This is a genomic window from Massilia niastensis DSM 21313, assembly GCF_000382345.1.
Lineage (GTDB): Bacteria > Pseudomonadota > Gammaproteobacteria > Burkholderiales > Burkholderiaceae_D > Telluria > Telluria niastensis.
The window spans coordinates 1-25,128 of the sequence record NZ_KB908104.1; the positions used below are offsets into that span (position 1 = coordinate 1).

Consider the following 25,128-nt stretch of genomic DNA (forward strand, 5'->3'; position numbering starts at 1 on the left):
CGGTGACGCGCCCGCCCAGCATCTCGGCCAGGGCTTCGCCGCCGCCGGAGAAGGGGACGTAGTTGAGCTTGCGGACATCGCCGCCGGCGGTCCTGGCCACCAGGCCGGCCAGGATGTGGTCGGCGCCGCCGGCCGATCCGCCCGCCCACACCACCTTCGCGGTGTCGGCCTTCAGGGCGGCGGCCAGGTCCTTGACCGTCTTGTGGGGCGAGCTGGCCGGGACCACGATCACCAGCGGATCGGCGGTCAGGCGCGCGATCGGGGTGACGGACTCCAGGTTGACCGGGGACCGGTTGGTGAGCACGGCGCCCAGCATGGTGATACCCATCGTCATCATCTGCTTGCCGTCGCCCCTGGCGCCGTTGACGAACTGGGCCAGGCCGACGGTGCCGCCGGCGCCGGGCACATTGAGGACCTGGACGCTCCTGGCGGCGCCGGTGGCGACCATGACCTGCTGCAGGGAGCGCGAGGCGCTGTCCCAGCCGCCGCCCGGCGCGGCCGGCGCCAGGATTTTCAGTTCCAGCGGCGCCTGCGCCATCGCGGGGGCGGCGGCGGCCAGGGCGGCGCCCAGAGCAATCGCACGGGCAAGGCTTCCATTGATCTTGTACATAGCAGCGTCTCCTTTGTGGGTTGCACCTGACATCGGTGCAATGTTGTATTGCCATCACTGCCACAGACAGCAGATTCATGGCGGCAAATCGGCGTAGTGGATCGTCAGTTTGCATTTAATTGCAAAATTATGCAATGCATTTTGTCGTTGCCGGTGTTGTTGAAATGTCCCATCCGCGTTTTTCCGCTGGTTGACTTGCTCGATTTCTAACTGCATTATGACGCGACGATATGCAATTTATTGCCGGATACAGAGGCTCTCATGAGCCTTGTGGCAGGCGCAATCGCTGTCGTACGCGCAGGGAGAGCAATGCGCCTTATTAAACTTATAACGGAGGAAGACGATGAATAAACGTGCTCTTGTGGCAGCGATTGCCGCTGCAGCCAGCGGCGCCGCCTGCGCCCAGTCGAATGCACAGGTCTATGGACTGCTGGATGCGGGCATCGAACACGTGACGAATGCCGATGCGTCGGGAGAAGGCACGACACGGGTCTACTCGGGCGGCTCGAACAACTCGCGTCTCGGTTTCCGCGGCACCGAGGACCTGGGAGGGGGACTCAAGGCGGTATTCAATCTCGAAGCAGGACTCCTGATCGATGCCGGCGCCAGCGACGGCCCGCTGTTCCGCCGCCAGGCCAACGTCGGGCTGGAAGGCCGGCTCGGCCGGATCGTGCTCGGCCGCTCGTTCACGACGGTCTACGACTTCGTCAATCCCTTCGACCCGATGGGTTACGCGCCGCGCTATTCGTGGATCCCGGGAGGCGGCGGCACCCTGTCCAGCAAATACGGCATGACGACCGCCTTCGACAATATGGTGAAGTACCAGGGCCAGTTCGGCGGCCTGAAGATCGGCGCATCGTACGGCGCGGGCGAGGTCGCGGGCAGCGAAGCCGATGGCAGGAAGTTCGCCGCCGCCAGCGCCTATGAAATGGGGCCCCTGCGTGTCGTCGTGACGGGCGAACGCGTGAACGGCACGACGAGCGCGGCGGGCATCCGTCCGGTGTCCAGGGTGTATCACGCGGCCACCGCCTACCAGGTCACCGAAGCCGTCAGCCTGAAGCTCGGCCTCAGGAACTACAAGCTGGAGCGGGGTACCGGGAGCGATGTGCGGGCGAATACCTGGTGGACAGGTACGAATGTCCAGGTCACGCCAGCCGTCGACCTGAGCGCGGTGGTCTACTACCAGGATATCAAGGCCGGGGTGACGCCGGGCGATACCGCCGCGGATCCGAAGATGTTCGTCGTCCGCGCCAAGTATGCGCTGTCGAAGCGGACCAGCGTGTACGCCACGGCTGCGCATGCCAGGGCAAGCGGCGGCGTCCCGGTCGGCGTGTCGCGCGATTCGTCCGAGGATGGCGGCGTGACCGGCTTTGCCGACCACCAGACCGCCGTGTTGGTGGGCATCCAGCACCGGTTCTGACGGACGGCGCCGGGCCATCGCGCGCCTGGTGCGCGCCGCGATGGCTGCACATGAGGTAGAACCAGGGTTACGCCGGGTGCTCGAGAAGGCGATCACCAGCGGCGAACCACTGATTCGGAGTTGCCATGAAACAGTACATGGGTTGCCTGGTATGGTGGGCGGCAGCGATGAGCCCTGCCCATGCCCAGGCGGACGCGCCGTCCGCCCCGGCGCTACGGACCGAATTCGTGTTCGGGGCGCGGATCAAGGTCGACAAGCCGCTGGTCATCGGCCAGAGCGCGCACGGCTTGCGGCGCGTGGTGCCGATCGTCGGCGGGACGGTCAGCGGTCCCGCCCTGACGGGCACGGTGGTGCCGGGCGGCGCCGACTGGCAGTTCGTCCGTCCGGACGGGGTGGTCGACGTGCAGGCGAAATACACGCTGAAGGCCGACGACGGCACCCTGGTCATGGTGGATAACCGCGGGGTGCGCCACGCGCCGCCAGCGGTGCTGGAGCGGATGGCGAAAGGGGAGCATGTGCCGGCGAACGCGTATTACTTCCGGACGACAGCGCGGTTCGAGGCGCCGCTCGGCAGCAAGTACGAGTGGCTCAACCGGGCCGTCTTCATCGGCGTGGCGGAGCGCCACCCGGATGCGGCGCTCATACGCTTCTACAGGGTCGACTGAAAGCGCACCAGGCAGCCCTGAACGGAAACGATCGCCATGTCCACTTCAGCCACCACCCTCGACAAGGACGCGCCAGTGATAACAGTGGAACAGGGCATCCAGGCGGCCGGCGTCGGCAGGTTCCAGTACCGCCTGTTTGTGATCTTCGGCCTGGTCTGGGCGGCCGACGCCATGCAGGTGCTGTCGATCGGCTTCAGCGCGCCCTCGATCGCCAGGACCTTCGGGGTGCCGATTCCGCAGGCCCTGCAGACGGGCACCTTCTTCTTCAGCGGGATGCTGGTCGGCGCCTTCGTGTTCGGCCGCCTCGCGGACCGGATCGGGCGGCGCCCGGTGCTGATGATGGCGGTGATCATCGATGCCTGCTGCGGCGTGGCGTCGGCATTCTCCCCCGATCTCGCCTGGCTCCTTGCGCTCCGGTTCTTGACCGGCATCGGCGTGGGCGGCACGCTGCCGGTGGACTACACGATGATGGCGGAATTCCTTCCCAGCGAACGCCGGGGCCGCTGGCTGGTCATGCTCGAATCCTTCTGGGCGATCGGCACCATTTTCCTGGCGGTCCTGGCCCTGGTCGCCGTGCGCTGGGGGGATGACGCCTGGCGGGTGATCTTCTTCGTCACCGGCATCCCCGCCTTGGTCGGTGTCGTACTGCGCTTCTACGTTCCCGAATCGCCGCTGTACCTGGCCCGCAGCGGACAAGCGGAACAGGCGCGCGCGGTCCTGGAGCGCGTGGCCAGGGCCAATGGCCGCACCGTCGAGATCCCGCCCCTGCAGGCGGAGACGCCCATGCACCGCTCGGTGTTTTCCCTGTTTTCCAGCGGCCTGCGCCGCCGCAGCATCTCCCTGTTCATTGCGTGGGGACTGATCTCGATCGCCTACTACGGCGTGTTCGTCTACCTGCCGGTGAAGCTGGGCGCCGAAGGATTCGGCTTCATGCGGGGCCAGGTCTTCCTGATCATCCTGGCGCTGGTCCAGTTGCCCGGCTTCGCCTTGTCGGCCTACGGCGTGGAGCGCTGGGGACGCAAGCCGACCCTGGTGGGCTTCCTGCTGCTGAGCGCCGTGGGCTGCATGGGCTATAGCCTCGGCAGTGCTCCCGCCATGGTCATCGGTTCGACCCTGCTGATGAGCTTTGCGCTGCTGGGCACATGGGGCGCCTTGTACGCCTTCACGCCCGAGGTGTATCCGACCGGCCTGCGCGCCAGCGGGATGGGCGTGGCCGGTGCGGTTGCGCGCTTCGGCGGCCTGTTCGCGCCGGCGATCATTGCGCCGGTGATGGCGACGCACTTCACGCTGTCGCTGGCGATGCTCTCGGGCTTCCTGGTGGCGGGGGCGATCGCGATCCTGTGCGTCGACATGGAGTCGCGCAACCGCGCACTGGATTGAGTGCCGAATCAAGGTTCGGCCGCGCCGGACACGCTTCGCTCGACGGCGAAGTAGGACAGGAACATCGATACCGCCGCGTCGACGACGGGCTCCTGTTCGGCCGGGTCCAGGGGCGGGGCGCCCATGGCCACCTGCGGCCAGAACGCAAACGCCTTGATCTGCCCCTGCAGCAGGGTCGCGGCGAACGTCGGATCGCCGGGCTTGAGCCTGCCGTCGGCCTGCGCCGCGCGGATCCATGCGGTCACGCCTTCCTCGCGTTCGCCCAGGCGGGCGAAGACCGGCAAGGCGCGTTCCGGCGCATGGATCGCCTCGGCCACCGCCACCCGCGCCAGGTCGAGAAAATCCCGCTCGGCCAGGGTACGCATCTTCAGGGTCATCAGTTCGACCAGCTGCTCGCGCAGGCCGCGGTCGCGTCGGTAGGCCAGCTCCACCATGCCGGCGCAGCTCTGGAACAGCTGCACCAGCGTCTCCTCGAACAGTTCTTCCTTGCTGGGAAAGTGGTTGTAGACGGTGCGCTTCGACACCCCGGCAAGCGCGGCGATCCGGTCCATGCTGGTGGCCTCGAAGCCATGCGAGCGGAACTGTTCGGCAGCCGCCGCGACGATGGCGCTGCGTTTGCGGTCGGTAAGGCGGGAGGGTGCGTTCATCCATGAATTTTACACTCACCAGTTTACTTTCACAAAAAGAGAAACTACACTGTGTAGTGTACTTTTAATCCGGAACCGCTTACCGATGCGCCTCCTGTCTATCACTCTCGTCCTGGGGATCCTGTCCATCATGGCTTACTGCAACACCTGGGCTTCAGTCCCCCTGTTTTTCCAGGACTCGCCCCAGTTCCGGGACGGCAAGTTCCACAATCCCGTCCCGATGCACCGGCAGAGCGCCGGCGAGACGGCGCGCCTGTTCTGGACCTTTATGTTCGACAAGCCGGCCGGCACGGCCCCCACGCAAGCGGTTCCCGTCCGCCCCCTCAGCCAGGGCGACCTGCTCGCCGCGCCGGACAATACCCTGTTCCGCCTGGGCCATTCGACCATGCTGATCAAGCTGGCGGGCGAGTTCTACCTGACCGATCCGGTGTTCTCGGAGCGGGCCTCGCCGGTGCAGTGGGCCGGTCCCGCGCGCTTCCATGCGCCGCCGATCGGCATCGACGAGCTGCCGCCGATCAAGGCCGCGATCCTCTCGCATGACCATTACGACCATCTCGACCACGCGGCCATCATGGCGCTCGCCGCCAGGACCACGCATTTCCTGGCGCCGCTGGGCGTGGGCAAGCGCCTGGTCGACTGGGGCGTCGATCCCGCCAAGGTCCGCCAGCTGGACTGGTGGCAGGAAGCCGACCTGGACGGGGTGCGCTTCGTGGCGACGCCGGCGCAGCATTTCTCGGGACGCGGCCTGAACGACGGCAACTCGACCCTGTGGGCGTCCTGGGTGATCCTGCATGACGAGCTGCGCCTGTTCTTCAGCGGCGACACGGGCTACTTCGCCGGCTTCAGGGAAATCGGCGACAGGTACGGTCCCTTCGACGTGGCCATGCTCGAGACGGGGGCGTACGACAAGCAGTGGCCGGACGTCCACATGCAGCCGGAAGAGACCTTGCAGGCCTTCCTCGATTTGAAGGGACGCTGGCTGCTGCCGGTCCACAACGGTACCTTCGACCTGGGCCTGCACCGCTGGCAGGAACCGTTCGACCGTATCGCCGGGCTCGCGGCCCAGCGCGGCGTCGCCTTGACGACGCCGGAAATGGGCGAGCCGCTCGATCTCGGGCAGCCGCATGCCGGCAACCCGTGGTGGCGGGCGCTGAAGTAGCGGGCCGGTCGCCCGCGTCGATCCGCTTCCAATTCGTGCGCTGGTTGACGTATCGTGTGCAGGTCGCCCGCGGCCATGCGCTCGCCCTGTTGCGGCGTGATGATCGCCAGGGGCGACCTGGCCGTCGAATCAACCTCGGGATGTTGAGTCTGGCCCATGCGTTCGCCGCGGCGCCGGGATGAGCCGCCTGTCGTGGTTCAAAGGTGCGCTGCGCGGGGCCCGGGCGCAGTAGGCTACGCGGATAACCCAACCCGATGGAGGGCATCATGCTATCTAACAAGGAAGCAATTGCAACGATCGGTGTGCGCGATGTGGAAGCGGCGAGGAAGTTCTACGGCAATGTGCTTGGATTACAGGAAGACAGCAGCGCGGGGGACAAGTGCGAAGGGGTCGTGTGCTACCTGAGCGGCAAGTCCCGGATCTTCGTCTACGAGTCGAAGTATGCCGGCACCAACCAGGCGACCGTGGTCACCTGGGACGTGGGCGCGGAAATCGGCGAGATCGTCGCCGCCCTGAAAGCGAAAGGCGCCAGCTTCGAGCACTACGAGATGGAAGGAATGCGGCTCGAAGGGGACATCCACGTCGGCGACCAGATGAAAGTGGTGTGGCTCAAAGACCCTGATGGCAACATTCTGAGCATCAACGGCAAATGAAGGGTTCTTCTTCCAGCCGTGCCGCCCAGGGAGGACAACGCGGTCCATCCCCGGGCGGATAGTGATTACTCTACAAATGCCTCCTCCCGTTTCTTGCGCAAGGCCGGCAGCATCACCATCACGAGGGCGATCACCGACATCGACAGCATCGTCGCGCTGATCGGGCTGCTCAGGAACACCATCGGATCGCTGCGCGACAGCAGCAAGGCGCGGCGCAGGTATTCTTCCATCATCGGCCCGATGATAAAGCCGAGCATGAGCGGCGCGGGCTCGCATTCGAGCTTGGCGCAGACATAGCCGAACAGTCCGAACACCGCCATCAGGTAGATATCGACATCGCTGTTGTTCAGGCTGAAGACGCCGATCGCGCAGAACAGCAGGATGGCCGGATACAGCAGGTGGTAGGGCACCATGATCATGCGCACCCACAGGCCGATCATCGGCAGGTTCAGCACCACCAGGAACAAGTTCCCGATCCACATCGAAGCGATGATCCCCCAGAACAGCGCCGGCTGCTCCGTCATCACGGCGGGGCCGGGCTGGATGCCCTGGATGATCATGGCGCCGATCATCAGCGCCATCACGGGGTTCGACGGGATGCCGAGCGTCAGCATCGGAATGAAGGAGGTCTGGGCGCCGGCATTGTTGGCCGCCTCGGGCGCGGCGACGCCCTCGATCGCGCCATGCCCGAACTGCGCCTTGTTCGGCGAGAGCTTCTTCTCGATCGAGTAGGAAGCAAACGACGACAGCATCGCGCCGCCGCCGGGCAGGATGCCGAGTATCGCGCCGAGGCCGGTACCGCGCAGGACCGGCGCCACGATGCGCCGCAGGTCGGCCCTGGTCGGCAGCAGTCCTTCCACCTTCCTGATCGTCATGGTGCGGGTCGACTCATGCTCCAGGTTCTTGATGATCTCTCCAATGCCGAACATCCCCATCGCCACGATGACGAAGTTGATGCCGTCCGCCAGCGGCGGCAGGTCGAAGGTGTAGCGCGTGGCGCCCGAATTGACGTCGGTGCCGACGAGGCCGAGGGCCAGGCCGAGCACCACCATGCCGAGCGCCTTGATCAGGGAGCCGTGGGCCAGCACCACGGATGCCACCAGGCCCAGGGTCATCAGCGAAAAATACTCGGCGGGACCGAACTTCAGCGCGAGCAGCGTGAGCGGCGGCGCGAACCACGCCAGCAGGAAGGTGGCCACGGTGCCGGCGAAGAAGGAGGCAAGGGCGGCGGTTGCCAGCGCGCGTCCGGCCTGGCCATTGCGCGCCATCTTGTAGCCGTCCAGCGCGGTGACCACCGAGGAGGCCTCGCCCGGCAGGTTGACGAGGATGGCGGTGGTGGAACCGCCGTACTGCGCGCCATAGTAGATCCCGGACAGCATGATCAGCGACGATACGGGCGGCAGTCCGAAAGTGATCGGTAACAGCATCGCGATCGTGGCCGTGGGACCGAGACCGGGCAAGACGCCGACGGCGGTCCCGACGAACACGCCGAGCAGGCAGTAAAACAGGTTAGCGAGGGTAAAGGCCGTTTCAAAGCCCAGTCCCAGGTTGGCGAGAATGTCCATGCCGATCTCCTGTCAGGCGCCGAGCCACGGGCCCAGGACGGGCAGGGGCAGGCCGAGCGCTTTCACGAACAGCAGCACGCAGAAGACGGTGGCGCCGATCGCCAGCGCCACGGTGGGGCGCCAGCGGAACTTGGCGCTGCCGAAGGCGCTGATGAGGATGAGGAGCGGGATCGCCACCACCAGTCCGGCGCCGCGCACCAGGAAGCCGAACAGCAGGACGGCGCCCAGGATCAGGGCCATGTCCTTGTAGGCAAAGCGCTCGAGCGGCTCGCCATCCGTCGTGAGCGAACCGAGCAGGGTGACGACAGCGATGGCGGCGAGCACCCATCCCAGCATGGTCGGGAAAAACCCGGGTCCCATTTGCCCCGCGGTGCCCATCGGGTATTCGCGGGCAATGAGCACGATGGCGAGGCTGAAAGCGAGGAACATGATCCCCGACCAGAAATCCTTCGGACTGCGTAGCGTCGATCGCATGACGATGTCTCCTTCTTGTTGGATGTGTGTGAGGCGTGCGACGGCCTGCCCGGCCGCTGCTGGCGGCCGGACGGCGTCTCGTGGTGATGCAGTGGGGGGTGTGGCGTGCGCTTAGTGCGCGCCCTTGAGGTTCGAGGCCTTCGCCACCTCGCGCCACAGCGCGAGTTCGGTGCCCAGCATCGAGCCGAACGCGGCCGGCGTGCCCGAGTAGGATGTGGCGCCTTCGCTGGCCAGGCGCGCCTTCATCGATTCCGAGGCGCTGAGTTCATTGATCACCTTGTTCAGCTTTGCGACGATCGGCGCAGGCGTGTTGGCCGGGGCAAGGACGCCCCACCAGGTGGTGATGTCGTACTTGGGAACGCCCGATTCCGCGATGGTCGGTACGTCAGGAAACAGCGGCGAGCGCTCGCTGCCGGTCACGGCGAGCAGGTCCACGGCGCCTGTCTTGACCTGCTGCGCCATCGCAGGAATGGTCGTGAAGAAGATCTGGGTGCGACCCGCCAGCAAATCCGCCGTCGCCGGACCGCTCCCCTTGTACGCGACGTGCGTCATGTTGGACCCGGTTCGCTGCTTGAACAGTTCTCCGGCCAGATGCAGGACGGTGCCAGGACCCGATGAGGCGAAGTTGATCCCTTCGGCCTTTTTCTTGGACGCCGTAATCAGCTGCGGGACCGTTTTTGCACCTACGCTCTTGTGGGTCACCAGGATCAGCGGGGCACGTCCTATCATGGCGATCGGTGCGTAATCCTTGACCACATCGTAGGAAGGCTTGGTTTCGATGGCGGCGTGGGTGACGAACGACGAGCTGACGAAGAGCAGCGTATAGCCGTCCGGATCCGACTTGGCCACCAGCTTGGAGCCGATGGCCCCGCCGCCGCCGCCGCGATTGTCGACCACGACCGCCTGGCCCAGCTTCTCGGACATGCCTTTGGCGAGGCCGCGGGCGACGTTGTCGGTGCCGCCGCCGGCGGCATAGGGAACGACCAGGGTGATGGCCCGTTTCGGATAGTCCTGCGCCATCGCGGCGGGCGCTACCGAGAGCAGCGTGGCTGCAGCCGTGGCGAGCAGGTAAGGGAAGGTGGTCGGTTTCATGTGTCGTCTCCTGGTTATATTAATGGCTGTCATGGCTGGATCGCAGGGAAAGCTGTAGCGCTGGGCACGAATACAGTCTCTCGCGGCGGGATTGATTTGTATATTGCAAACTTTCTTGGTATTGATGCGCCTGGCGCATTGCTCCAGGCGTCGAATACCTGGGGAAACTAGCCCGTCTTTTTCGCCGCCTGGACCACGGCTTTCCATTTCCCGAGTTCGGACTGCACCAGGCTGCGCAGTTCCCCGGGAGTGCTGGCATGGACCTCGGCGCCATCCTGCTCGATGCGCTGGATGAGTTCGGGGTCGGACAGGACTTTCCTGAGGCTCCGGTTCAACTTGTCGATGACCGCTTGCGGGGTTCCCGCGGGAGCGAACAGCGCATACCACTGGGTCACGTCCACGCCATCGATGCCGGCTTCCGCCAGTGTCGGGACGTCGGGCAGGATCGGCGTCCGCTTCGGACCGGCCACCGCCAGCGCGCGCAGCCTGCCGCTCTTGATCAGGCGCGCGCCCGTGAACAGGCTGGGGAACATGAAGTGCGCCTGTCCCGCCATGGTGGCGTCGACGGCATTCGCCGCGCCGTTGTAGGGCCGGTGCTGCATGTCGGTACCCGAATTCAGGGCGAACAGCGCGCCGGCGAAGTGCGGCGCCGTGCCGATGCCGGCCGACGCATAGCGGTACCGGTTCGGCGCGCTCCTCAGGCGCGCCACCAGGTCGCCGACGCTGTCGACCGCGACGTCCGGGCATGCCACCAGCAGGGTCGGCGAATAGGCCACCAGGCTGACCGGCTCGAAGTCGGCTACCGGGTCGTAGCGCAGTTGCTGCAGCGCCGGGTTCATGGCGTGGGTCGCGATATAGCCGAACATCAGCGTGTGGCCGTCCGGCGCGCTGCCAGCGACATACTCGGCGGCGATGGTCCCGTCGGCGCCGGCCCGGTTGTCGACGATGACGGGCTGCTCCAGGAGCACCGCCAGCGTCTTTGCGATGGCGCGCGCCATCGTGTCGTTGCCGCCGCCGGCCACGGTGGGCACGACGATCCTGATTGGCTTGCTCGGGAAGGCGGGGGCGTCGGGTACGGCGTCCGGTGCATTCCCGGCCAACCGCGGGGCATCCGCTTCGGCCGGTCGCGACAGCACATAGTCCGGGATATGCAGCTCGCCCTGCAGGATCTTGCGGGCGGTCCGCAACAGGGAAGCACGCTTGACCTGTGCCGACGCTCCGTTTCCTTCGACGTCGACTTCGATGTCGATGCGGCCGGAAGGGTGAAGCACCGTGACGTTGCCGACGCCGGCGCATGGTGCGCTGCGGCTGGCCACGGTGCCGGGCAGCGCAAAGGCGCTGGCGACCCCGATGGCGCCGGTGACGGCATGCGATGCGTGGCAGCGGCGCGGCGTGAAATAGCGCGAGGTGATGCTGTCGGCGCCGTCGCCGGCGCTGACAAGAACCGGCTTCGGCACCACGCTGTTCGACACGTCTCCCAGGCCCATCATGTCGCCTGCGACGAGGCGCAAGGCTTCGATCCGGTCGAGCAAGGCCTGGTTCGAATCGAGCTCGACCGGACTTTCGCCGCCATGCAGGCCCAGGTCGGCGGCGCGCACGATCATCAGGGGCATCGCCGCGTCGATGCAGGTCACCTCGATGCCGTCGATCGTGTCGATCCGGCGGCCGGTCGGGAACACGCTGCCGGTGACGGCGCCCCAGGCATCGAGGAAGTTCAGGTGGATCGGGGCCGCGGTCCCGGCGACGCCGTCGATGCGCGCGTCGCCTTCATAGGTGATGCGGCGTCCCGGCGTCTGCACCGTGACGTCGATGCGCGAACCGGTGTTCACGTTGAAGATGCGTGCGGTGGTCGTGCCTTCGGTCGCCTCGATCAACCCCTGTTCGAGCGCGAACGGGACCACGCCCGACAGCATGTTGCCGCAATTCGGCCGGGTGTCGACCGAACGCTGGCCGACGCCGACCTGGGCGAACAGGTAGTCGAGGTCGCAGCCGGGCCGGGTCGAGCGCGACACGATCGCCACCTTGCTGTTGAGGGTGCTGCCGCCGCCCACGCCATCGAGCTGCAGCGGATCCGAGGCCCCGATGGCGCCGATCAGGACCTGGTCGCGGGTCTCGTCGTCGTCGGGCAGCCACTCGCGCAGGAAGAAGGGGCCGCGCGAGGTGCCGGCGCGCATCAGTACACAGGGAAGGATTTTGCTCATGATGGTCGAGTCGCTTAGAAGTTGTGGCGGACGCCGAGGTTGAAGGCCTTGTCGCCGGTGCCGGTGTCGGTGGCGTTGCCGACCTTGAAGGCGGCGCCGTTGCGGTTGTCGATCACGGCGTAGGCGGCGTAGATGTCGGTCCGCTTGGACAGCTGCACGTGGTAGGCGATACCCCACTGGGACGCATCGTTGTTGGCCGCCGTTTCATCGTCATGGCGCACGTGCGAGAGCAGCAGCTTGTTGGCGCCGAACGGGACGGCCACGCCGGCCAGCATGTCCTTGCTGTCCGCCAGCCCTGGGCCCTTGTTGAGTGCATAGGACGCGTAGACCGTGACCGGCTTGAACTTGTAGTGTGCGGATACCAGCGTATTCCTGGTGGTGTCGGTCGCGGTGGCGTTCTCGATCCGGTGATGGGCCAGCTGGATGGTCAAGGGCCCGCCGGCATAGCCGACCGATCCGCCCAGCTGCCGGCTCCTGGTACTGTCGCCGGCGACTTCGCCGGGGGCGTAGGCGAGATCGACACGCACGCCGGCGAGAGCCGGGCTCACGTACTCGACCATGTTGTTGGCGCGGGTATTCGTGGCGAACAGGTTGCCGGAGCGGCCGGCCAGGCTGACCGCGCCGAACGGATCGCCGATGTCGCGCAGGGTCTTGTAGTAGGGCGTGTACTGGCGTCCGAGGGTGACGGCGCCGAACTTGCCGCTCAAGCCCACGAAGGCCTGGCGCCCGAACAGCACGCCGCCCTGGCCGGAGGCGCCGGTATCGGCATTGAAGCCGCTCTCGATCTGGAACACGGCGGCCAGGCCGCCGCCGAGATCCTCCTTGCCCTTGAAGCCCAGGCGCGATCCGGACGCGATGCCGCTGCTGATATTGGTCACGGGGCCGGCCGGGCCGCCGCTTTCCCGCACGACGCCGGCGTCGACGATGCCGTAGACGGACACGTTGGCCTGCGCCAGGGCGCCTGTCGAGAACAGGGCCAGCACTGCCAGCCCGAATGGGGATTTGTTCATGGGATGTCTCCGTTTATCGTTATGAATACCGGGGTGATGCTCGAGGTACGGATGCAAGGGGTCCTTGCACGTGGCGCGCAATGAAATACCTGGGAGAGGTCCGGGCTACTGATGCATCATCGAGCCCGGACCGGCGTGGCTTGTCAGCTCAGGTCGGCGCGCCTGGCGCGGCTGCGCAGGACCCGGTCGACCATCTCGCCCGACAGGCCGAGGTAGTTGGCGGGATCGCACAGGGAGGCCAGCGCCGCCCGGTCCAGGTGCCGGGAGATTTCCGCGTTCTCGACCAGCAGGTCGAGCAGCGGGCGCTCGTCCCTGATCGCGACCCGGCAGATGTCGTACACCAGGTCGTGCGCATATTCGCGCCCGAGGTAGGGGCCGAGCCCCATCATCACGGCCTCGGACACCACCAGGCCATTGGTGAGGTCGAGGTTGGCGCGCATGCGGCCCTGGTCCACTTCCAGGCCTTCCAGGACGAAGCGCGACTGGGCCAGCGCGCCCGCGGCCAGGCAGAACATCTCCGGCAGGACGATCCACTCGATCTCCCATGGCCCGGTCGAGCGTTCGTGGTCGGCGACATTGGCGTCGAGCAGGGCGGCGACGTGCTGGCGCACGACGCTGATGCAGGCGTGGATGTAGCAGGACGAAATCGGGTTGCGCTTCTGCGGCATGGTGCTGCTCGAGCCGCGGCCGTGCGCGAAGGGCTCGTACACTTCGCCGACTTCGGTCTGCATCATCAGCTTGACGTCGGTCGAGAACTTGCCCAGGGTGCCGGTCACCAGGCCGAGGAAGCAGCCGACTTCGGCGATATTGTCGCGAATGGTGTGCCAGGCGATGTCGGGCTGGCCGAGTCCCAGTTCCTGCATCAGGCCGGCCTGGGTCTCGAGTCCACCCTCGGAGAGGGAAGCGAGCGTGCCCGAGGCGCCGGCGAATTCGCCGACCAGCACGCGCGGACGCAGCTGCGCCAGGCGCTCGCGGTGGCGCTCGATGGCGCTCAGCAGGCCGGCGACCTTGTAGCCGAAGGTGATCGGGACCGCCTGCTGCAGGTTGCTGCGCCCGATCATCGGGGTGTCGCGGTGGCGCGCCGCCAGGTCGGCCATCGCGGCCGAGATGGCGGCCAGTTCGCCGTCGACCAGGTCGAGCGCTTCGCGGATCTGCAGCACGGTGGCGGTATCGGTGATGTCCTGGGTCGTGGCGCCCCAGTGGCAGTATTCGCCCAGCTTGTCGCGGCACAGCGCATTGATCTGCGAGACCACGCCCAGGATCGGGTAGCCGATGCGCTGGGTCTGCTCGGCCAGTTTCGCCATATCGATCTTGTCGAGCACGCAGTTCTTGACGATTTCCTCGGCGGCTTCCTGCGGAATGATGCCGAGGCGTCCCTGGACGCGGGCCAGCGCGGCTTCGATGTCCAGGTATTTGCGGGTGCGGTTCTCGTCCGACCAGATCTGGCGCATCGCTGCGGTGCTGAAGATGTTTCCGAAAATAGCTGAGTCGACAATGGTTGCGGGCATGATGGGTCTCCTGATTCGATTAGTAAGGTGTGGCTGGCGGCTGGTTCAGCATGGCGCTGGCCCTGAGCAGGACCGGGCGGTCGACCATCTTTCCGTCGACCTGGACTGCCCCCGAGCCTGACTGTGCGGCGGCGAGGACGCGCCTGGCCCAGTCGATCTGCTGCGGGGTGGGCGCCAGCATCGCGTGGACGGTGTCGATCTGGCGCGGGTGGATGCACATCTTTGCGCCGAAGCCGCAGCTTCTCGCCAGCTCGAAGTCGCTGCGCAGCGCGGCATCGTCATTGAATGCGGGCGTGATGCCGGCGATCGGGGACGGGAGTCCGGCGACCCGCGAGGCGAGGGCGATACGGCTGGCCGGATACAGCAGGCCGCGCGGATCGTCGGTCAAGCCGAGATCGAGCGCATAGTCGAGCGTACCGAAAGCCAGGCGCTGCACGCATGGCGCCTTGGCGATGGCGTCGACTTCGAGCAGGCCGGCAGCCGACTCGATCAAGGCAATCACGCTCGCGGCGGGAAGCAGTGCGGCGATGCGTTCCAGTTGGCTGCCCGATTCGGCCTTGGGCAGCATCACGGCGCAGGGACCGAGGGTGCGCAGCAGCGCCAGGTCGGCGTCGAACCATGCGCTGGCATCGTCATTGATGCGCACGACGAGTTGCGCGCCATGTCCCTGCTCTCCGGCGCCCCAGGCCGCGAGCGCCGTGCGCGCCGCTTCCTTCCGCTCCGGGGCGACCGCGTCTTCGAGATCGATGACGACGGCGTCGGCGCCGGATGCGAAGGCCCTGGCGTAGCGGTCGGGACGGTTGCCCGGGACGAACAGGTAGCTGCGTGCGACCTGTGGGGTGTCGGTGTTCATAGCGCCTTCTCCTCGCGCAGCCGGGCGATGCGGCCGGCCTCGTAGCCGAGTTCGGCCAGGATCGCATCGGTATGCTGCCCCAGCGCCGGCACGGCATCCATGCGCGGCGCCTGCTCTTCCCACGAACCGGGAGGCAGCAGGGCCGGGATGTTACCGACCGGGGAGGCGACTTCGGTCCAGCGGCCGCGCGCCGCCAGCTGCGGGTGCGCCCATACTTCGCTCATCGTGTTGACATTGGCGTTGGCGATCTGCGCCTCATCCAGCCGTGCGACGACGTCGGCTGCCGTCAGCGCGGCAAAGGCGTCGACGATCAGTGCGCGCAATTCAAGCCGGGCGGCGTTGCGTTTCGAGTTGCTGGCAAAGCGCGGATCAGCCGCGAGTTCCGGCGCCCGCAAGACCTTCTCGCAAAAGAGCGCCCACTCGCGTTCGTTCTGCAGGCCCAGCATGACGGTCTTCCCGTCGCCTGCAGGGAAGGGACCGTAGGGATAGATCGTCGCGTGGCTGGCGCCGGTCCGTGGCGGCGGCGGGGCGCCGTCGAAGGCGTAGTACAGCGGGTAGCTGGTCCACTCGACCAGCGATTCGAGCATCGAGATGTCGATGTGCCGGCCGCGGCCGGTCTTGGCGCGCTGGAGCAGGGCGGCCAGGATGTTGGTGTAGGCGTACATGCCGGCCGAAATATCGGCGATCGACGGACCCGCCTTGGCCGGTTCGTCGGCGCTGCCCGTCACCGACACGAATCCCGCTTCGCTCTGGATCAGGAGGTCGTAGGCCTTCTTGTCGCGGTAGGGGCCGTCGCTGCCGTAGCCGGAAATGTCGCACACGATCAGCCCGGGCTTGGCCTCGGACAGGGCCGCATACGACAGGCCCAGGCGCGCCGCGGCGCCCGGCGCCAGGTTCTGCACCACGACGTCGGCCTGTTCCATGATCAGGCGCCGCAGGATGACTTGCGCTTCGGGATGCTTGACGTCCAGCGTGAGGCTTTCCTTGGAACGGTTGGTCCAGACGAAGTGCGACGCCATGCCGCGCACCCGTTCGTCGTAGCCGCGCGCAAAGTCGCCCACGCCGGGACGTTCGACCTTGATGACGCGGGCGCCGAGATCGGCCAGCTGGCGGGTCGCGAACGGGGCGGCGATCGCATGTTCGAGCGTGACGACGGTGATCCCTTCGAGCGGCCTCATGCTGCACTCCCGGCCGCGGCCTGCAGGGTGGCGCGGGCATCCATCGTCAGCCAGCCCTGGTGGTCCCTGGCCCACAGGTGAACGCTGCCATCGGCGAGCTGCTCTGCGCAGACGAAGAAATGGTGGATGTCGAACACCGGGCGCAGCGCACGGAACTCGAAGCTGGCCACGACGGAATCGGGCAGGTGTTCGCGCAGCAGGTCGAGCAGCAGGGTGGCGACCAGCGGGCCATGCACGATCAGGCCCGGATAGCCTTCGACCTCGGTCACGTAGCGGCGGTCGTAATGGATGCGGTGGCCGTTGAAGGTCAGGGCGGAGTAGCGGAACAGCAGCACGTCGTCGGGCACCACCTTGCGTTCCCACTGGGCGTCGAGCGGTGCTGCGGTGGGTGCCGGTTCGGCTGCGCCCGGCTGGACGGCATCGCGGTAGACGATGTCATGGAATTCGGTCAGCGCGACCTGGTCCTCGCCGCGGCGGCGGATCTCGTGCTTCACCTTGACGAATACCAGCTTGCCGGTCCGGCCTTCCTTGTCGGTGACATTGTCGATGGTCGAGGTGCGGGTGACCTCGTCGCCGATATGCAAGGGCGCGTGGAAGCTGAACTGGCTGCCCGCCCACATGCGGCGCGGCAGGGTGACCGGCGGCAGGAAGGCGCCGCGCTTCGCGTGCCCGTCCGCACCGACCTCGGACTGCCGGTACAGGGGCAGGAAGTACAGCCAGTGCCACAGCGCCGGCAGCGCGGTGCCGGGTTGCGGCCGTTCCGCCGGGCGGTCGAGCGTCGCCGCCAGCGCGGCATAGGGCGTCGCGGTCAAGGTGTCGGTCACGGTTTCGCTGGTGCCGATCCATTCTTTCAGGTCCATCGTCGTCTCCCTGTGGTGTTCGTGCGGCGTGTTCGCCTGCTTGCAATGGAGTCAGTTTCGCGCTACCGTATTGATTTGTATATTGCAAATTTCCTTGGGATTGATGCGTCATGAACATGAATTTCGATCTCGCCGACCTGCGCGCGTTCGTGGCGGTGGCTGAACTGAACAGTTTCCGGGCGGCGGCGGATTCGATCCACCTGTCGCAGCCGGCGCTCAGCCGCCGGATCGAGAAGCTCGAGCTGGCGCTCGGGGTCCGGCTGTTCGAGCGCACCACGCGCAGCGTCAACCTGACCGCGGTGGGACGGGATTTTTCGCACAAGGCGCGCAGCCTGCTGGACGACCTGGAGAATTCCCTGCTGAGCATGCAGGCGGTGGCGGCGTCGCAGCTGGGCGAGGTGGTCATCGCCTGCGTGCCGTCGGCGGTGTATTACTTCCTGCCCAAGGTGCTGCGCCATTTCCACGAGCAGTATCCGCGCATCCGGGTCCGGATCATCGACGACAGCGCCAACGCCGTGCTGGAGAGCGTGGCGCGGGGAGAGGCGGATTTCGGGATCAACTTCATCGGCACCCAGGAGCCCGAGATCGCCTTCCAGGTCATCCTGAAGGAACCCTTTGTCGTGGCATGCCACCGCGACCACCCGCTGGCCAGCCGGCAGCAGGTCACCTGGGCGGAACTGGCGAAGTACGACTTCATGACGGTCGACAAGAGCAGCGGCAACCGGCTGGTGGTCGACCTGGCGCTGGCCAACTCCAACGTCCGGCCAAGCTGGTGCTTCGAGGCGAAGCACGTCTCGACCCTGCTGGGCCTGGTGGAAGCGGGGCTGGGGGTCGCGGTCGTGCCGCGCCTGTCCATGCCGCAGGGCGAGCATGCGACCCTGGCGAAGGTGGAGCTGGTCGAGCCGACGGTGGACCGGAATGTGGGCCTGATTCGCCGGCACGGACGGGAACTGTCCCCGTCCGCGCGCAAGCTGTACGATCTGATCGAAACGACCTGGCCGCTCGCCAGCGGCCAGCCCGAGTAGGGGATTACTTCGCGGGCAAGACGGCCTCGTAGGCCTGTTCCCGCTCTTCCTGGCTCAGTACCCGCGGCGCCGCCACGGGCCTGGTGCTGCCGGGCTGGAAGAACGGGCTCTTCTTCCAGCTCCCGTTCAGGCGCGCCCACACGACCGAACCGATGATGCGCCAGATGGCGAACAGCGCGCTCGCCGAGCTGGCGTCGCGCTTGGGCTTCCTGGCATCCTTCTTGTTCACCACGACGCGATTCGTTCCGAACTCCTTGTCCAGGTCGGCGGCCGGCATGCCCATGCAGGTGTGCACGAGCCCGATATACGACAGCCTGGGATCGCGCGCCGTGTTGCCGATCGGCGTATTGCAGCAGCTGGCGTACCAGCGCAGGACGCCCTGCCTGGACAGCATCAGGCAGGCGAGCGAGTCCGCGCCTTTCGTGAAGCGCAGGCGATGCTGCAGCGTGGCGATGACGTCCGTGCCGCCCAGTTCATCGAGTACCTGCCCGGGATTGCCCAGCGCATGCGCATAGGCTTGGCAGTCCCGGCAGTAACAGGCGAGGTGCATCGCGCCCACGGTGGACGTCAGTTCGCCTTCGAGCTGGCCGCAGCGGCATTGAATCTTGTGGGGTGTTTGTCCCATGTGTTCGTCTCTCTAAAAAATGACCATCCTGCGCATTGTGAGGCATGCCGTGCGTGGTGAACAGTATTCGTACCAGACATCGGATTTGTGGATACCTGATGTCGAAAATGTAGGTTAGACAAGCATGCTTGTTGAAGCTAGGATGCCTGCACTTGTACATGCGCCCGTGACAGGGCTGGACCTTCGTCGCGCGTGTATCAGCTTACTGAAAATAACAGACAGGCGATCGCCTGCCGGAGGAGATCCAATGGAATTGTTTTGCCTGCGTCCCCGCACCATCGCCCTGGCGGTGGCCTGTGCCGCACTGCCGGTACTGAGCGGCTGCGCCGCCCGCGGCCCCGTCCAGCAACTCGAGCAGCCAGCCATCGGGGTGCGCAGCAAGACCGTCCTGGACGTGGGCGGCTACCGCTTTCGCGACGCCAACGGCAACGGCCGCCTCGATGCCTATGAGGACTGGCGCCTCCCGGCCGAGCAGCGCGTGGCCGACCTGCTGCCGCGCATGACGAAGGAGCAGAAGGCCGGCATGATGCTGATCGACACCCTGAACGCGGGCTGCGCCGGCGACCTGGCGTCGACCGAGGCCGGCAAGTTCGTCCAGACCCAGAAGATGACGCGCTTCATCCTGCGCAACGTCGCCAGCGCCAGGCCGGATGCCTGCGACGGCAGCGTCAAGGCGGGACGCGGCGGCTTCACCGTCACCCCGCGCCAGTTTGCCGAATTCCAGAACGGGGTGCAGGGCCTGGCGGAGGCGGAATCCCTGGGCATCCCCGTGCTGTTCAAGGACAACCAGCGCAACCACTACAACAACGATCCGCGCTTCGGCATCTCGGGAGGCGCCGGCGCCTTCACCGAATTCCCCCGCGAGGCGGGCATGGCGGCGGCGGCCCTGGGCACCGGCGACATGTCGCCGATCCGCGCCCTGACCGAGGTGATGGGGACGGAGTTCCGTTCGGTCGGCCTGCGCGGCGTGTACGGCTACATGGCCGATCTCGCCACCGAGCCGCGCTGGTACCGGATCTCGGAAGCGTTCACCGAGAATGCCGACCTGAATGCGGACATCATGCGCGCACTGGTGGGCGGGCTGCAGGGCGGGCCCCTGAATCCGCGGTCCTCGGTCGCCCTGACCATGAAGCACTTCCCGGGCGGCGGCCCGCAGGAACAGGGACTGGATCCGCACTACTCCTTCGGCAAGCAGCAGGTGTACCCGGGCGGGAACTTCGGCTACCACCTCAAGCCGTTCAAGGCGGCGATCGACGCCGGCGTCGAGGCGATCATGCCTTACTACGGCGTGCCGATCAACGTGACCTACGAGGGTGTGACCTACGACCAGATCGGTTTCGCGTTCAGCAGGCAAATCGTCACCGACCTGCTGCGCGACAAGCTCGGTTACAAGGGCTACGTGAATTCCGATACCGGCATCATCAACGAGCGCGCCTGGGGGCTGGAAGGCAAGACGGTCGCCGAACGGGCGGCCACGGCCGTCAACGCGGGCGTCGATGTGCTGTCCGGATTCAATGACAACCAGGTCGTCACCGGCCTCGTCGAACGCGGACTGGTCAGGCAGGAACGCGTGGACGAAGCCGCCCGCCGCCTGCTGCTGGCGCAGTTCAGGCTCGGACTGTTCGAGAATCCCTACGTGGACGCCGACCAGGTCGACAGCGTGGTCGGCAATGCCGGGCACCGCGCCGCCGGGCTGCAGGTGCAGAAGCAGTCCATCGTGCTGCTGCAGAACCGCGAACAGAGCCCGAGCCGCCTGCTGCCGCTGGCGCCGGGCAAGCGCGTCTATACGATGGGGATGGGCAAGGCCGACGTCGAAGCCTACGGCTACCAGGTCACCGACGGCAACTACACCGCGCCGGGATCGCGCGCCAGCGCGGCCGGGCATGACGCGGCCATCATCCGGGTCCAGGTGACCAACCCGATGAAGTCCACGCTTGCTTACCGCACCAGGCAGATGGGAGCGGACACGGCCAGGCTGAACCCGCGCACCGGCAAGCCCTGGGGCTTTGAAGATCCATGCAACAGCTTCCCGGAGCAGAATCCGAAGTGCGTCGACGATCTCGGGCTGCTGTTCGGCGGACCCTTCCCGTGGGAAGTCAGCAACCTGTCCTTCACCACCATGGCGGCCTCCCAGTCCTGGCAGATCTCGCCGTCGCTGGCGGATATCCAGGCGGTGATGCGTGAAGTGGGCGCGGAGCGTACTGTCCTGGCGATCTATTTCCGCCAGCCCTATGTGCTGGACGAGGCCAGCGGCTTCCGGAATGCGGGCGCCTTGCTGGGCACCTTCGGTGTCAGCGACGTCGCCTTGCTCGAAGTCGTCAGCGGCAAATTCAAGCCCCAGGGCAAGCTGCCGTTCGCGCTGGCGAAGAATCTCGAGGCCATCGTCAACAAGCAGTCGGACGTGCCTGGCTATCCCGCGGCGGACACCCTGTTCCCCTATGGCTTCGGCCTGAGCTATTGAGAAGCCGAGCCCATATGGTTGACCGAAGAAAATTCCTTTGCGCCTCGGGACAGGCCGCCCTGCTGGGCGCCCTCGGGGCGCTGGCCTTCGCACAGGCGCACAAGGCCGGCCCTGCGGGCCACGGGTTCGGACTCCAGCTGTTCACGCTGTTCGACGTGCTCGATGCGGACGTGCAAGGCACGCTGCGGAAGGTCGCGCAGCTCGGCTATCGCGATCTTCAATCCTCGTACAGCAAGCAGGCGGGGATGTACGGCATGACGCCGCGCGCGTTTGCCGCGATGGTGGGCGAGCTCGGCATGACCTGGTCGTCGCATCACGTTCCGGGTGAGCCGCGCAGGATCGATCCGGCGGCCAAGCCGTTCCTCGACGCCAGCGGCAAGCCCAGGGTATTCGCCAGGGCCCTCAACCTCCGCGATAACATGCAGGAGATCATCGACTACGTCGCCGATGGCGGTCCGCGCTACCTGGTGTGCGCCGGTGTGCCGACCGCGACGCTCAAGGAGGTCGACGCGTCCATCGCGTTGTTGAACCGGGCCGGCGAGGCCTGCAAGAAGGCGGGCCTCATGCTCTCGCTGCATAACCACGAGACCGAGTTCAGGCCGCTGGGCGGTACGACGCCGTACGAGATGATCCTGAAGGGAACCAGTCCCGATCACCTCACCATGGAGCTGGACATCGCCTGGGCCGTCAAGGCCGGAGTCGATCCGGTCGTCCTGTTCCAGCGATACCCGGGCCGCTTCGGCCTGTGGCACGTCAAGGATATCGACGACAAGCGGCTCGCTCCTTTGCCGCTGGGGCAGGGCATCATCGATTTCCGCTCCATCTTCGATCACGCGAAGACCGCCGGCATGGCGCACTACTACGTCGAGCATGATTTCCCCGCCGATCCCATGGCCAGTATCGCTACCAGCCTGCACTACCTGCAGCGGATTCTCGGTCAACCCTGACCGGCATATATACCCAGGAAAATATAGATGAGTGTTCAAGGCTTGGTTCATCTGGTCGCCGCGTCGCTGGCGGCCGTCATGCTGCTTGGCGCCGGCGCCCATGCGTCCCCTGCGGCCGGCAGCGGACGCACCGAGACCTCGCTGGACAAGGACTGGCGCTTCGCATTCGGCGACGGGCACACCGAGCACTCCGACGACCGCCACTGGCAGGTCGTGACTCTTCCGCACACCTGGAACAGGATCGGCGGCCATGCGACGAAGACGCCTGACGCCAACGACCGCCGGGGGAAGGGATGGTATCGCCTGAGGTTCCGTGCCGACGCCTGGACGGCGAAGCCGCGCCGGACCTGGCTGCAGTTCGACGGCGCCAGCATCGTCAGCGATGTCTGGCTCAACGGCGTCCTGCTGGGACGCCACTCCGGCGGTGTGTCGGGATTCCGCTTCGACGTCAGCGATGCGATCCGCCCCGGCGACAACCTGCTGGTCGTGCGTACCGATAACACGGCGCCGGAGACCAGGGGCTCCGTCACCGCCGAGACGCTGCCGATGGGCGGCGACTGGTTCATGTATGGCGGCCTGTATCGCAAGGTATCGCTGGTGACGACCGCCCCCGTGCACATCGACCTGGCCGACCATGGCGGGCCGGGGGTGTATGCGCGCACCGTGGCGCTGGACGCCGCCCGCGCCCGCGTGGAGGTGGTGGCGAAGGTGCGCAACGACGCCGGCGCCGCGCAGTCGGTGAGGATCCGCACCTCGCTGGTCGATGCCAAGGGGACGGTCGTCGCCTCGACAACCCGGCCGCTCTCGCTGGCGGTGGCGGCGCAGCGCGACGTCCAGACCATCCTCGACGTGGCCAGGCCGCGCCTGTGGAACGGCGTGGCCGACCCCTACCTGTACAGGCTGCAGGTGGAGGTGCTGTCCGGCGCCGGCGCGCTGGACACGGTCGCCCAGAATATCGGCATCCGCACGATGCGCTTCGATCCCGACAAGGGCTTTTTCCTGAACGGCAAGCCGCTGGTGCTGCGTGGCGTCAACCGTCACCAGGAGACCGGCGCCAATGGATGGGCTGCCACGCAGGAGGAACTGGAGCGCGATTACGCCATCATCAAGGACATCGGCGCCAATACCGTGCGGCTGGCGCATTACCAGCACGCCCAGGCGGACTACGACCTGGCCGACCGGATGGGACTGGTGGTCTGGGCGGAAGTGCCCCTGGTCCTGTTGTCGGCGCCCTATGGCGAACCGGCCGCGACGCCAGGCTTCATCGCGAATGCGGAACAGCACCTGCGCGAACTGATCCGCCAGAACTTCAATCATCCGTCGGTCGCCGTCTGGTCGATCGCGAACGAACCGAACATCGGCAACGTCTGGATGAATCCCAAGCCGCCGACCGTGCCCCTGCTCGAGAGGCTGGCCAGGCTGTCGCGCGAAGAAGATCCTTCGCGGCCTCCGGTACTGGCGAGCTGCTGCGGAACGCTGCCGGGCTCCCTGATGCCGACCACGCCGGGGAAGGGCCTCGATTCACCTCCGCAGGCGGTCGACGTCTTCGGCGTCAACGTGTACTTCGGCTGGTATTACGCGAAGGTGTCGGACCTGGGCGCCTATCTCGACGAGGTGCATGCGTTCTACCCGGACAAGGCGATCAGCGTCACCGAGTACGGCGCCGGCGGGGCCCTGTCCCAGCATACCGACAATCCCCTTGGCGGCCCGGTCATCGCGGGCGGGCGTCCCCACCCGGAAGGCTTCCAGTCGTACATCCACGAACAGACCTGGCTCCAGCTGCGCGACAAGCCTTATTTGTGGGGGAGCTGGCTGTGGAACATGTTCGATTTCGGCACCGCGATCCGCATGGAAGGGGACCTGGTCGACACCAACGACAAGGGCATCGTCAGCTTCGACCGCAGCGTGAAGAAGGAATCCTTCTATTTCTACAAGGCCCACTGGAACCCGGAACCGATGATCTACCTGGCCGGACACCGCTACCTCGACCGGGCCAGCCCGGTGGCCGATGTCAAGGCCTACAGCAATGCCCCGAAGGCGCGCCTGTCCGTCAATGGCCGGGACCTGGGCAGCGTCGACTGCGTCGAGCGGATCTGCCTGTGGCCCAAGGTCGTGCTGGCCCAGGGCGACAACGAGATGGTCGTGCAGGCATCGCTGGACGGCCGGCAGCTGCGCGACCGCGCGGTATGGCGGCGCGCGGACGGACCGGGCGTCTACCGGGTCCTTGCGGGCCAGCTGGGGGTGACGGACACTAGCGCCGGGCTCTACGGTTCGGACAATTTCTTCAGCGGCGGCGAGGGCAGGCTGCTGAACGAGCCGGTGCGCCGCAATCCGCCGCCGCCGAAAGTGGTGGCCGGCGCCGCCGACCAGAAGATGTACCTGGCCTACCGCAGCGGCCGCTTCGCCTACGAGCTGCCGCTGCCCAATGGCGAGTATGTCCTGACCCTGCGCTTCGTCGAGCCGGTCGACGGGCAGCCGCTGGGCAAGCGGGTGTTCGACGTCCTGGTCCAGGGCAGCGTCGCGCTGGCGGATCTGGACCTCGCAGCGGTCGCCGGCAGCCTGAAGGCGGTCGAGCGCAGCGTTTCCTTGCGCGTCACCGACGGCAAGGGCAAATTCGCATTCGTTCCGAAAGCAGGCGAGGCGATCCTGTCCTCGTTCAGCGTGCATCCGCGCTGACGCATGACCCGGGAAGCCGGCAAGCCTGTTGCCGGCTCCTCCGCACACCCCTCCATCGCTGGACGGTCGCCGGCACCGTCCACATGCGTTCAATAGCTGTTGCTATTTCGCACGATTCC

21 protein-coding genes are annotated in these 25,128 nt (G+C 66.5%); 9 read left to right on the plus strand and 12 right to left on the minus strand.

The window, feature by feature from the left end:
- Positions 1-610 (minus strand): tripartite tricarboxylate transporter substrate-binding protein (locus tag H162_RS0116975; RefSeq protein WP_020654683.1); only part of this gene is annotated, 610 nt, incomplete at its 3' end.
- Positions 611-953: 343 nt separating this feature from the next.
- Between H162_RS0116975 and H162_RS0116980 the strand changes: the two genes are divergently transcribed.
- The 3 genes from H162_RS0116980 (at position 954) to H162_RS0116990 (ending at position 4,075) form a co-directional block, all read left to right on the plus strand.
- Positions 954-2,030 (plus strand): porin, encoded by a 1,077-nt coding sequence (locus H162_RS0116980; protein WP_026354758.1) that lies wholly within the window; start codon positions 954-956, stop codon positions 2,028-2,030.
- Positions 2,031-2,155: 125 nt separating this feature from the next.
- Positions 2,156-2,695, plus strand: a complete 540-nt coding sequence (locus tag H162_RS0116985; RefSeq protein WP_211223713.1) for a DUF3237 domain-containing protein — start codon at positions 2,156-2,158, stop codon at positions 2,693-2,695.
- A gap of 36 nt (positions 2,696-2,731) precedes the next feature.
- Positions 2,732-4,075 carry an MFS transporter gene (locus tag H162_RS0116990; protein ID WP_051109948.1) on the plus strand — a complete coding sequence of 448 codons (1,344 nt, stop codon included), beginning with the start codon at positions 2,732-2,734 and terminating at the stop codon, positions 4,073-4,075.
- Positions 4,076-4,083: 8 nt separating this feature from the next.
- On the opposite strand, the gene H162_RS0116995 is transcribed toward H162_RS0116990, so the two are convergent.
- Positions 4,084-4,722 (minus strand): TetR/AcrR family transcriptional regulator, encoded by a 639-nt coding sequence (locus H162_RS0116995; RefSeq protein ID WP_020654687.1) that lies wholly within the window; start codon positions 4,720-4,722, stop codon positions 4,084-4,086.
- An 85-nt stretch (positions 4,723-4,807) separates the two neighbouring features.
- On the opposite strand from H162_RS0116995, the gene H162_RS0117000 reads away from it, so the two are divergent.
- Both H162_RS0117000 and H162_RS0117005 read left to right on the plus strand, forming a co-directional pair.
- Complete coding sequence (locus H162_RS0117000; protein ID WP_020654688.1) at positions 4,808-5,881, plus strand: MBL fold metallo-hydrolase; 1,074 nt, start codon at positions 4,808-4,810, stop codon at positions 5,879-5,881.
- A gap of 266 nt (positions 5,882-6,147) precedes the next feature.
- Positions 6,148-6,534: a VOC family protein gene (locus tag H162_RS0117005; RefSeq protein WP_026354759.1), complete on the plus strand. Its 387-nt coding sequence runs from the start codon at positions 6,148-6,150 to the stop codon at positions 6,532-6,534.
- 65 nt (positions 6,535-6,599) lie between these two features.
- Here H162_RS0117005 and H162_RS0117010 read toward each other — a convergent pair whose 3' ends face one another.
- From H162_RS0117010 to H162_RS0117050, 9 genes are all read right to left on the minus strand, one after another.
- Positions 6,600-8,099: a tripartite tricarboxylate transporter permease gene (locus H162_RS0117010; RefSeq protein WP_020654690.1), complete on the minus strand. Its 1,500-nt coding sequence runs from the start codon at positions 8,097-8,099 to the stop codon at positions 6,600-6,602.
- Between the two features lie 12 nt (positions 8,100-8,111).
- The gene (locus tag H162_RS0117015) at positions 8,112-8,573 is read right to left on the minus strand and encodes a tripartite tricarboxylate transporter TctB family protein (RefSeq protein WP_020654691.1); all 462 of its coding nucleotides are present in this window, start codon (positions 8,571-8,573) and stop codon (positions 8,112-8,114) included.
- Positions 8,574-8,684: 111 nt separating this feature from the next.
- Complete coding sequence (locus tag H162_RS0117020; protein ID WP_020654692.1) at positions 8,685-9,665, minus strand: tripartite tricarboxylate transporter substrate binding protein; 981 nt, start codon at positions 9,663-9,665, stop codon at positions 8,685-8,687.
- Between the two features lie 167 nt (positions 9,666-9,832).
- Positions 9,833-11,866, minus strand: a complete 2,034-nt coding sequence (locus H162_RS0117025) for a 4-oxalomesaconate tautomerase (RefSeq protein ID WP_026354761.1) — start codon at positions 11,864-11,866, stop codon at positions 9,833-9,835.
- A gap of 14 nt (positions 11,867-11,880) precedes the next feature.
- A complete protein-coding gene (locus tag H162_RS0117030) occupies positions 11,881-12,876 on the minus strand; it encodes a porin (protein WP_020654694.1) in 996 nt (331 codons plus the stop codon).
- A gap of 143 nt (positions 12,877-13,019) precedes the next feature.
- Positions 13,020-14,384: a 3-carboxy-cis,cis-muconate cycloisomerase gene (pcaB, locus tag H162_RS0117035; RefSeq protein ID WP_040787629.1), complete on the minus strand. Its 1,365-nt coding sequence runs from the start codon at positions 14,382-14,384 to the stop codon at positions 13,020-13,022.
- Positions 14,385-14,403: 19 nt separating this feature from the next.
- Positions 14,404-15,237, minus strand: coding sequence for an HpcH/HpaI aldolase/citrate lyase family protein (locus tag H162_RS0117040; RefSeq protein ID WP_020654696.1), 834 nt, complete (start codon positions 15,235-15,237; stop codon positions 14,404-14,406).
- Positions 15,234-16,415 (minus strand): CaiB/BaiF CoA transferase family protein, encoded by a 1,182-nt coding sequence (locus tag H162_RS0117045; RefSeq protein ID WP_020654697.1) that lies wholly within the window; start codon positions 16,413-16,415, stop codon positions 15,234-15,236. The genes H162_RS0117040 and H162_RS0117045 overlap by 4 nt, the downstream gene beginning before the upstream one ends.
- The gene (locus H162_RS0117050) at positions 16,412-17,275 is read right to left on the minus strand and encodes an HTD2 family dehydratase (RefSeq protein WP_020654698.1); all 864 of its coding nucleotides are present in this window, start codon (positions 17,273-17,275) and stop codon (positions 16,412-16,414) included. The genes H162_RS0117045 and H162_RS0117050 overlap by 4 nt, the downstream gene beginning before the upstream one ends.
- Before the next feature lie 110 nt (positions 17,276-17,385).
- Between H162_RS0117050 and H162_RS0117055 the strand changes: the two genes are divergently transcribed.
- Positions 17,386-18,300 carry a LysR family transcriptional regulator gene (locus H162_RS0117055; RefSeq protein ID WP_020654699.1) on the plus strand — a complete coding sequence of 305 codons (915 nt, stop codon included), beginning with the start codon at positions 17,386-17,388 and terminating at the stop codon, positions 18,298-18,300.
- Between the two features lie 4 nt (positions 18,301-18,304).
- Here the strand turns inward: H162_RS0117055 and H162_RS0117060 are convergent, their stop codons facing one another.
- Positions 18,305-18,925, minus strand: a complete 621-nt coding sequence (locus tag H162_RS0117060; RefSeq protein ID WP_040787630.1) for a DUF6151 family protein — start codon at positions 18,923-18,925, stop codon at positions 18,305-18,307.
- Between the two features lie 247 nt (positions 18,926-19,172).
- Here H162_RS0117060 and H162_RS0117065 point away from each other — a divergent pair, with 247 nt between their 5' ends.
- The 3 genes from H162_RS0117065 to H162_RS0117075 are packed head-to-tail and all read left to right on the plus strand — an operon-like array spanning position 19,173 to position 25,009.
- A complete protein-coding gene (locus H162_RS0117065; protein ID WP_020654701.1) occupies positions 19,173-21,386 on the plus strand; it encodes a glycoside hydrolase family 3 protein in 2,214 nt (737 codons plus the stop codon).
- A gap of 14 nt (positions 21,387-21,400) precedes the next feature.
- Positions 21,401-22,333: a sugar phosphate isomerase/epimerase family protein gene (locus tag H162_RS0117070; protein ID WP_020654702.1), complete on the plus strand. Its 933-nt coding sequence runs from the start codon at positions 21,401-21,403 to the stop codon at positions 22,331-22,333.
- 27 nt (positions 22,334-22,360) lie between these two features.
- Positions 22,361-25,009: a glycoside hydrolase family 2 gene (locus H162_RS0117075; protein ID WP_026354763.1), complete on the plus strand. Its 2,649-nt coding sequence runs from the start codon at positions 22,361-22,363 to the stop codon at positions 25,007-25,009.
- Positions 25,010-25,128 lie beyond the last annotated feature (119 nt).

Bases quoted from the DNA above. Each gene is read 5' to 3' on its own strand.
- H162_RS0117025 (WP_026354761.1), bottom strand. From the start codon at position 11,866: ATGAGCAAAATCCTTCCCTGTGTACTGATGCGCGCCGGCACCTCGCGC.
- H162_RS0116980 (WP_026354758.1), top strand. From the start codon at position 954: ATGAATAAACGTGCTCTTGTGGCAGCGATTGCCGCTGCAGCCAGCGGC.
- H162_RS0117060 (WP_040787630.1), bottom strand. From the start codon at position 18,925: ATGGGACAAACACCCCACAAGATTCAATGCCGCTGCGGCCAGCTCGAA.
- H162_RS0117020 (WP_020654692.1), bottom strand. From the start codon at position 9,665: ATGAAACCGACCACCTTCCCTTACCTGCTCGCCACGGCTGCAGCCACG.
- H162_RS0117070 (WP_020654702.1), top strand. From the start codon at position 21,401: ATGGTTGACCGAAGAAAATTCCTTTGCGCCTCGGGACAGGCCGCCCTG.
- pcaB (WP_040787629.1), bottom strand. From the start codon at position 14,384: ATGCCCGCAACCATTGTCGACTCAGCTATTTTCGGAAACATCTTCAGC.
- H162_RS0117015 (WP_020654691.1), bottom strand. From the start codon at position 8,573: ATGCGATCGACGCTACGCAGTCCGAAGGATTTCTGGTCGGGGATCATG.
- H162_RS0117075 (WP_026354763.1), top strand. From the start codon at position 22,361: ATGAGTGTTCAAGGCTTGGTTCATCTGGTCGCCGCGTCGCTGGCGGCC.
- H162_RS0117030 (WP_020654694.1), bottom strand. From the start codon at position 12,876: ATGAACAAATCCCCATTCGGGCTGGCAGTGCTGGCCCTGTTCTCGACA.
- H162_RS0116985 (WP_211223713.1), top strand. From the start codon at position 2,156: ATGAAACAGTACATGGGTTGCCTGGTATGGTGGGCGGCAGCGATGAGC.
- H162_RS0117040 (WP_020654696.1), bottom strand. From the start codon at position 15,237: ATGAACACCGACACCCCACAGGTCGCACGCAGCTACCTGTTCGTCCCG.
- H162_RS0117005 (WP_026354759.1), top strand. From the start codon at position 6,148: ATGCTATCTAACAAGGAAGCAATTGCAACGATCGGTGTGCGCGATGTG.
- H162_RS0117065 (WP_020654701.1), top strand. From the start codon at position 19,173: ATGGAATTGTTTTGCCTGCGTCCCCGCACCATCGCCCTGGCGGTGGCC.
- H162_RS0117045 (WP_020654697.1), bottom strand. From the start codon at position 16,415: ATGAGGCCGCTCGAAGGGATCACCGTCGTCACGCTCGAACATGCGATC.
- H162_RS0116990 (WP_051109948.1), top strand. From the start codon at position 2,732: ATGTCCACTTCAGCCACCACCCTCGACAAGGACGCGCCAGTGATAACA.
- H162_RS0117055 (WP_020654699.1), top strand. From the start codon at position 17,386: ATGAACATGAATTTCGATCTCGCCGACCTGCGCGCGTTCGTGGCGGTG.
- H162_RS0116995 (WP_020654687.1), bottom strand. From the start codon at position 4,722: ATGAACGCACCCTCCCGCCTTACCGACCGCAAACGCAGCGCCATCGTC.
- H162_RS0117050 (WP_020654698.1), bottom strand. From the start codon at position 17,275: ATGGACCTGAAAGAATGGATCGGCACCAGCGAAACCGTGACCGACACC.
- H162_RS0117000 (WP_020654688.1), top strand. From the start codon at position 4,808: ATGCGCCTCCTGTCTATCACTCTCGTCCTGGGGATCCTGTCCATCATG.
- H162_RS0117010 (WP_020654690.1), bottom strand. From the start codon at position 8,099: ATGGACATTCTCGCCAACCTGGGACTGGGCTTTGAAACGGCCTTTACC.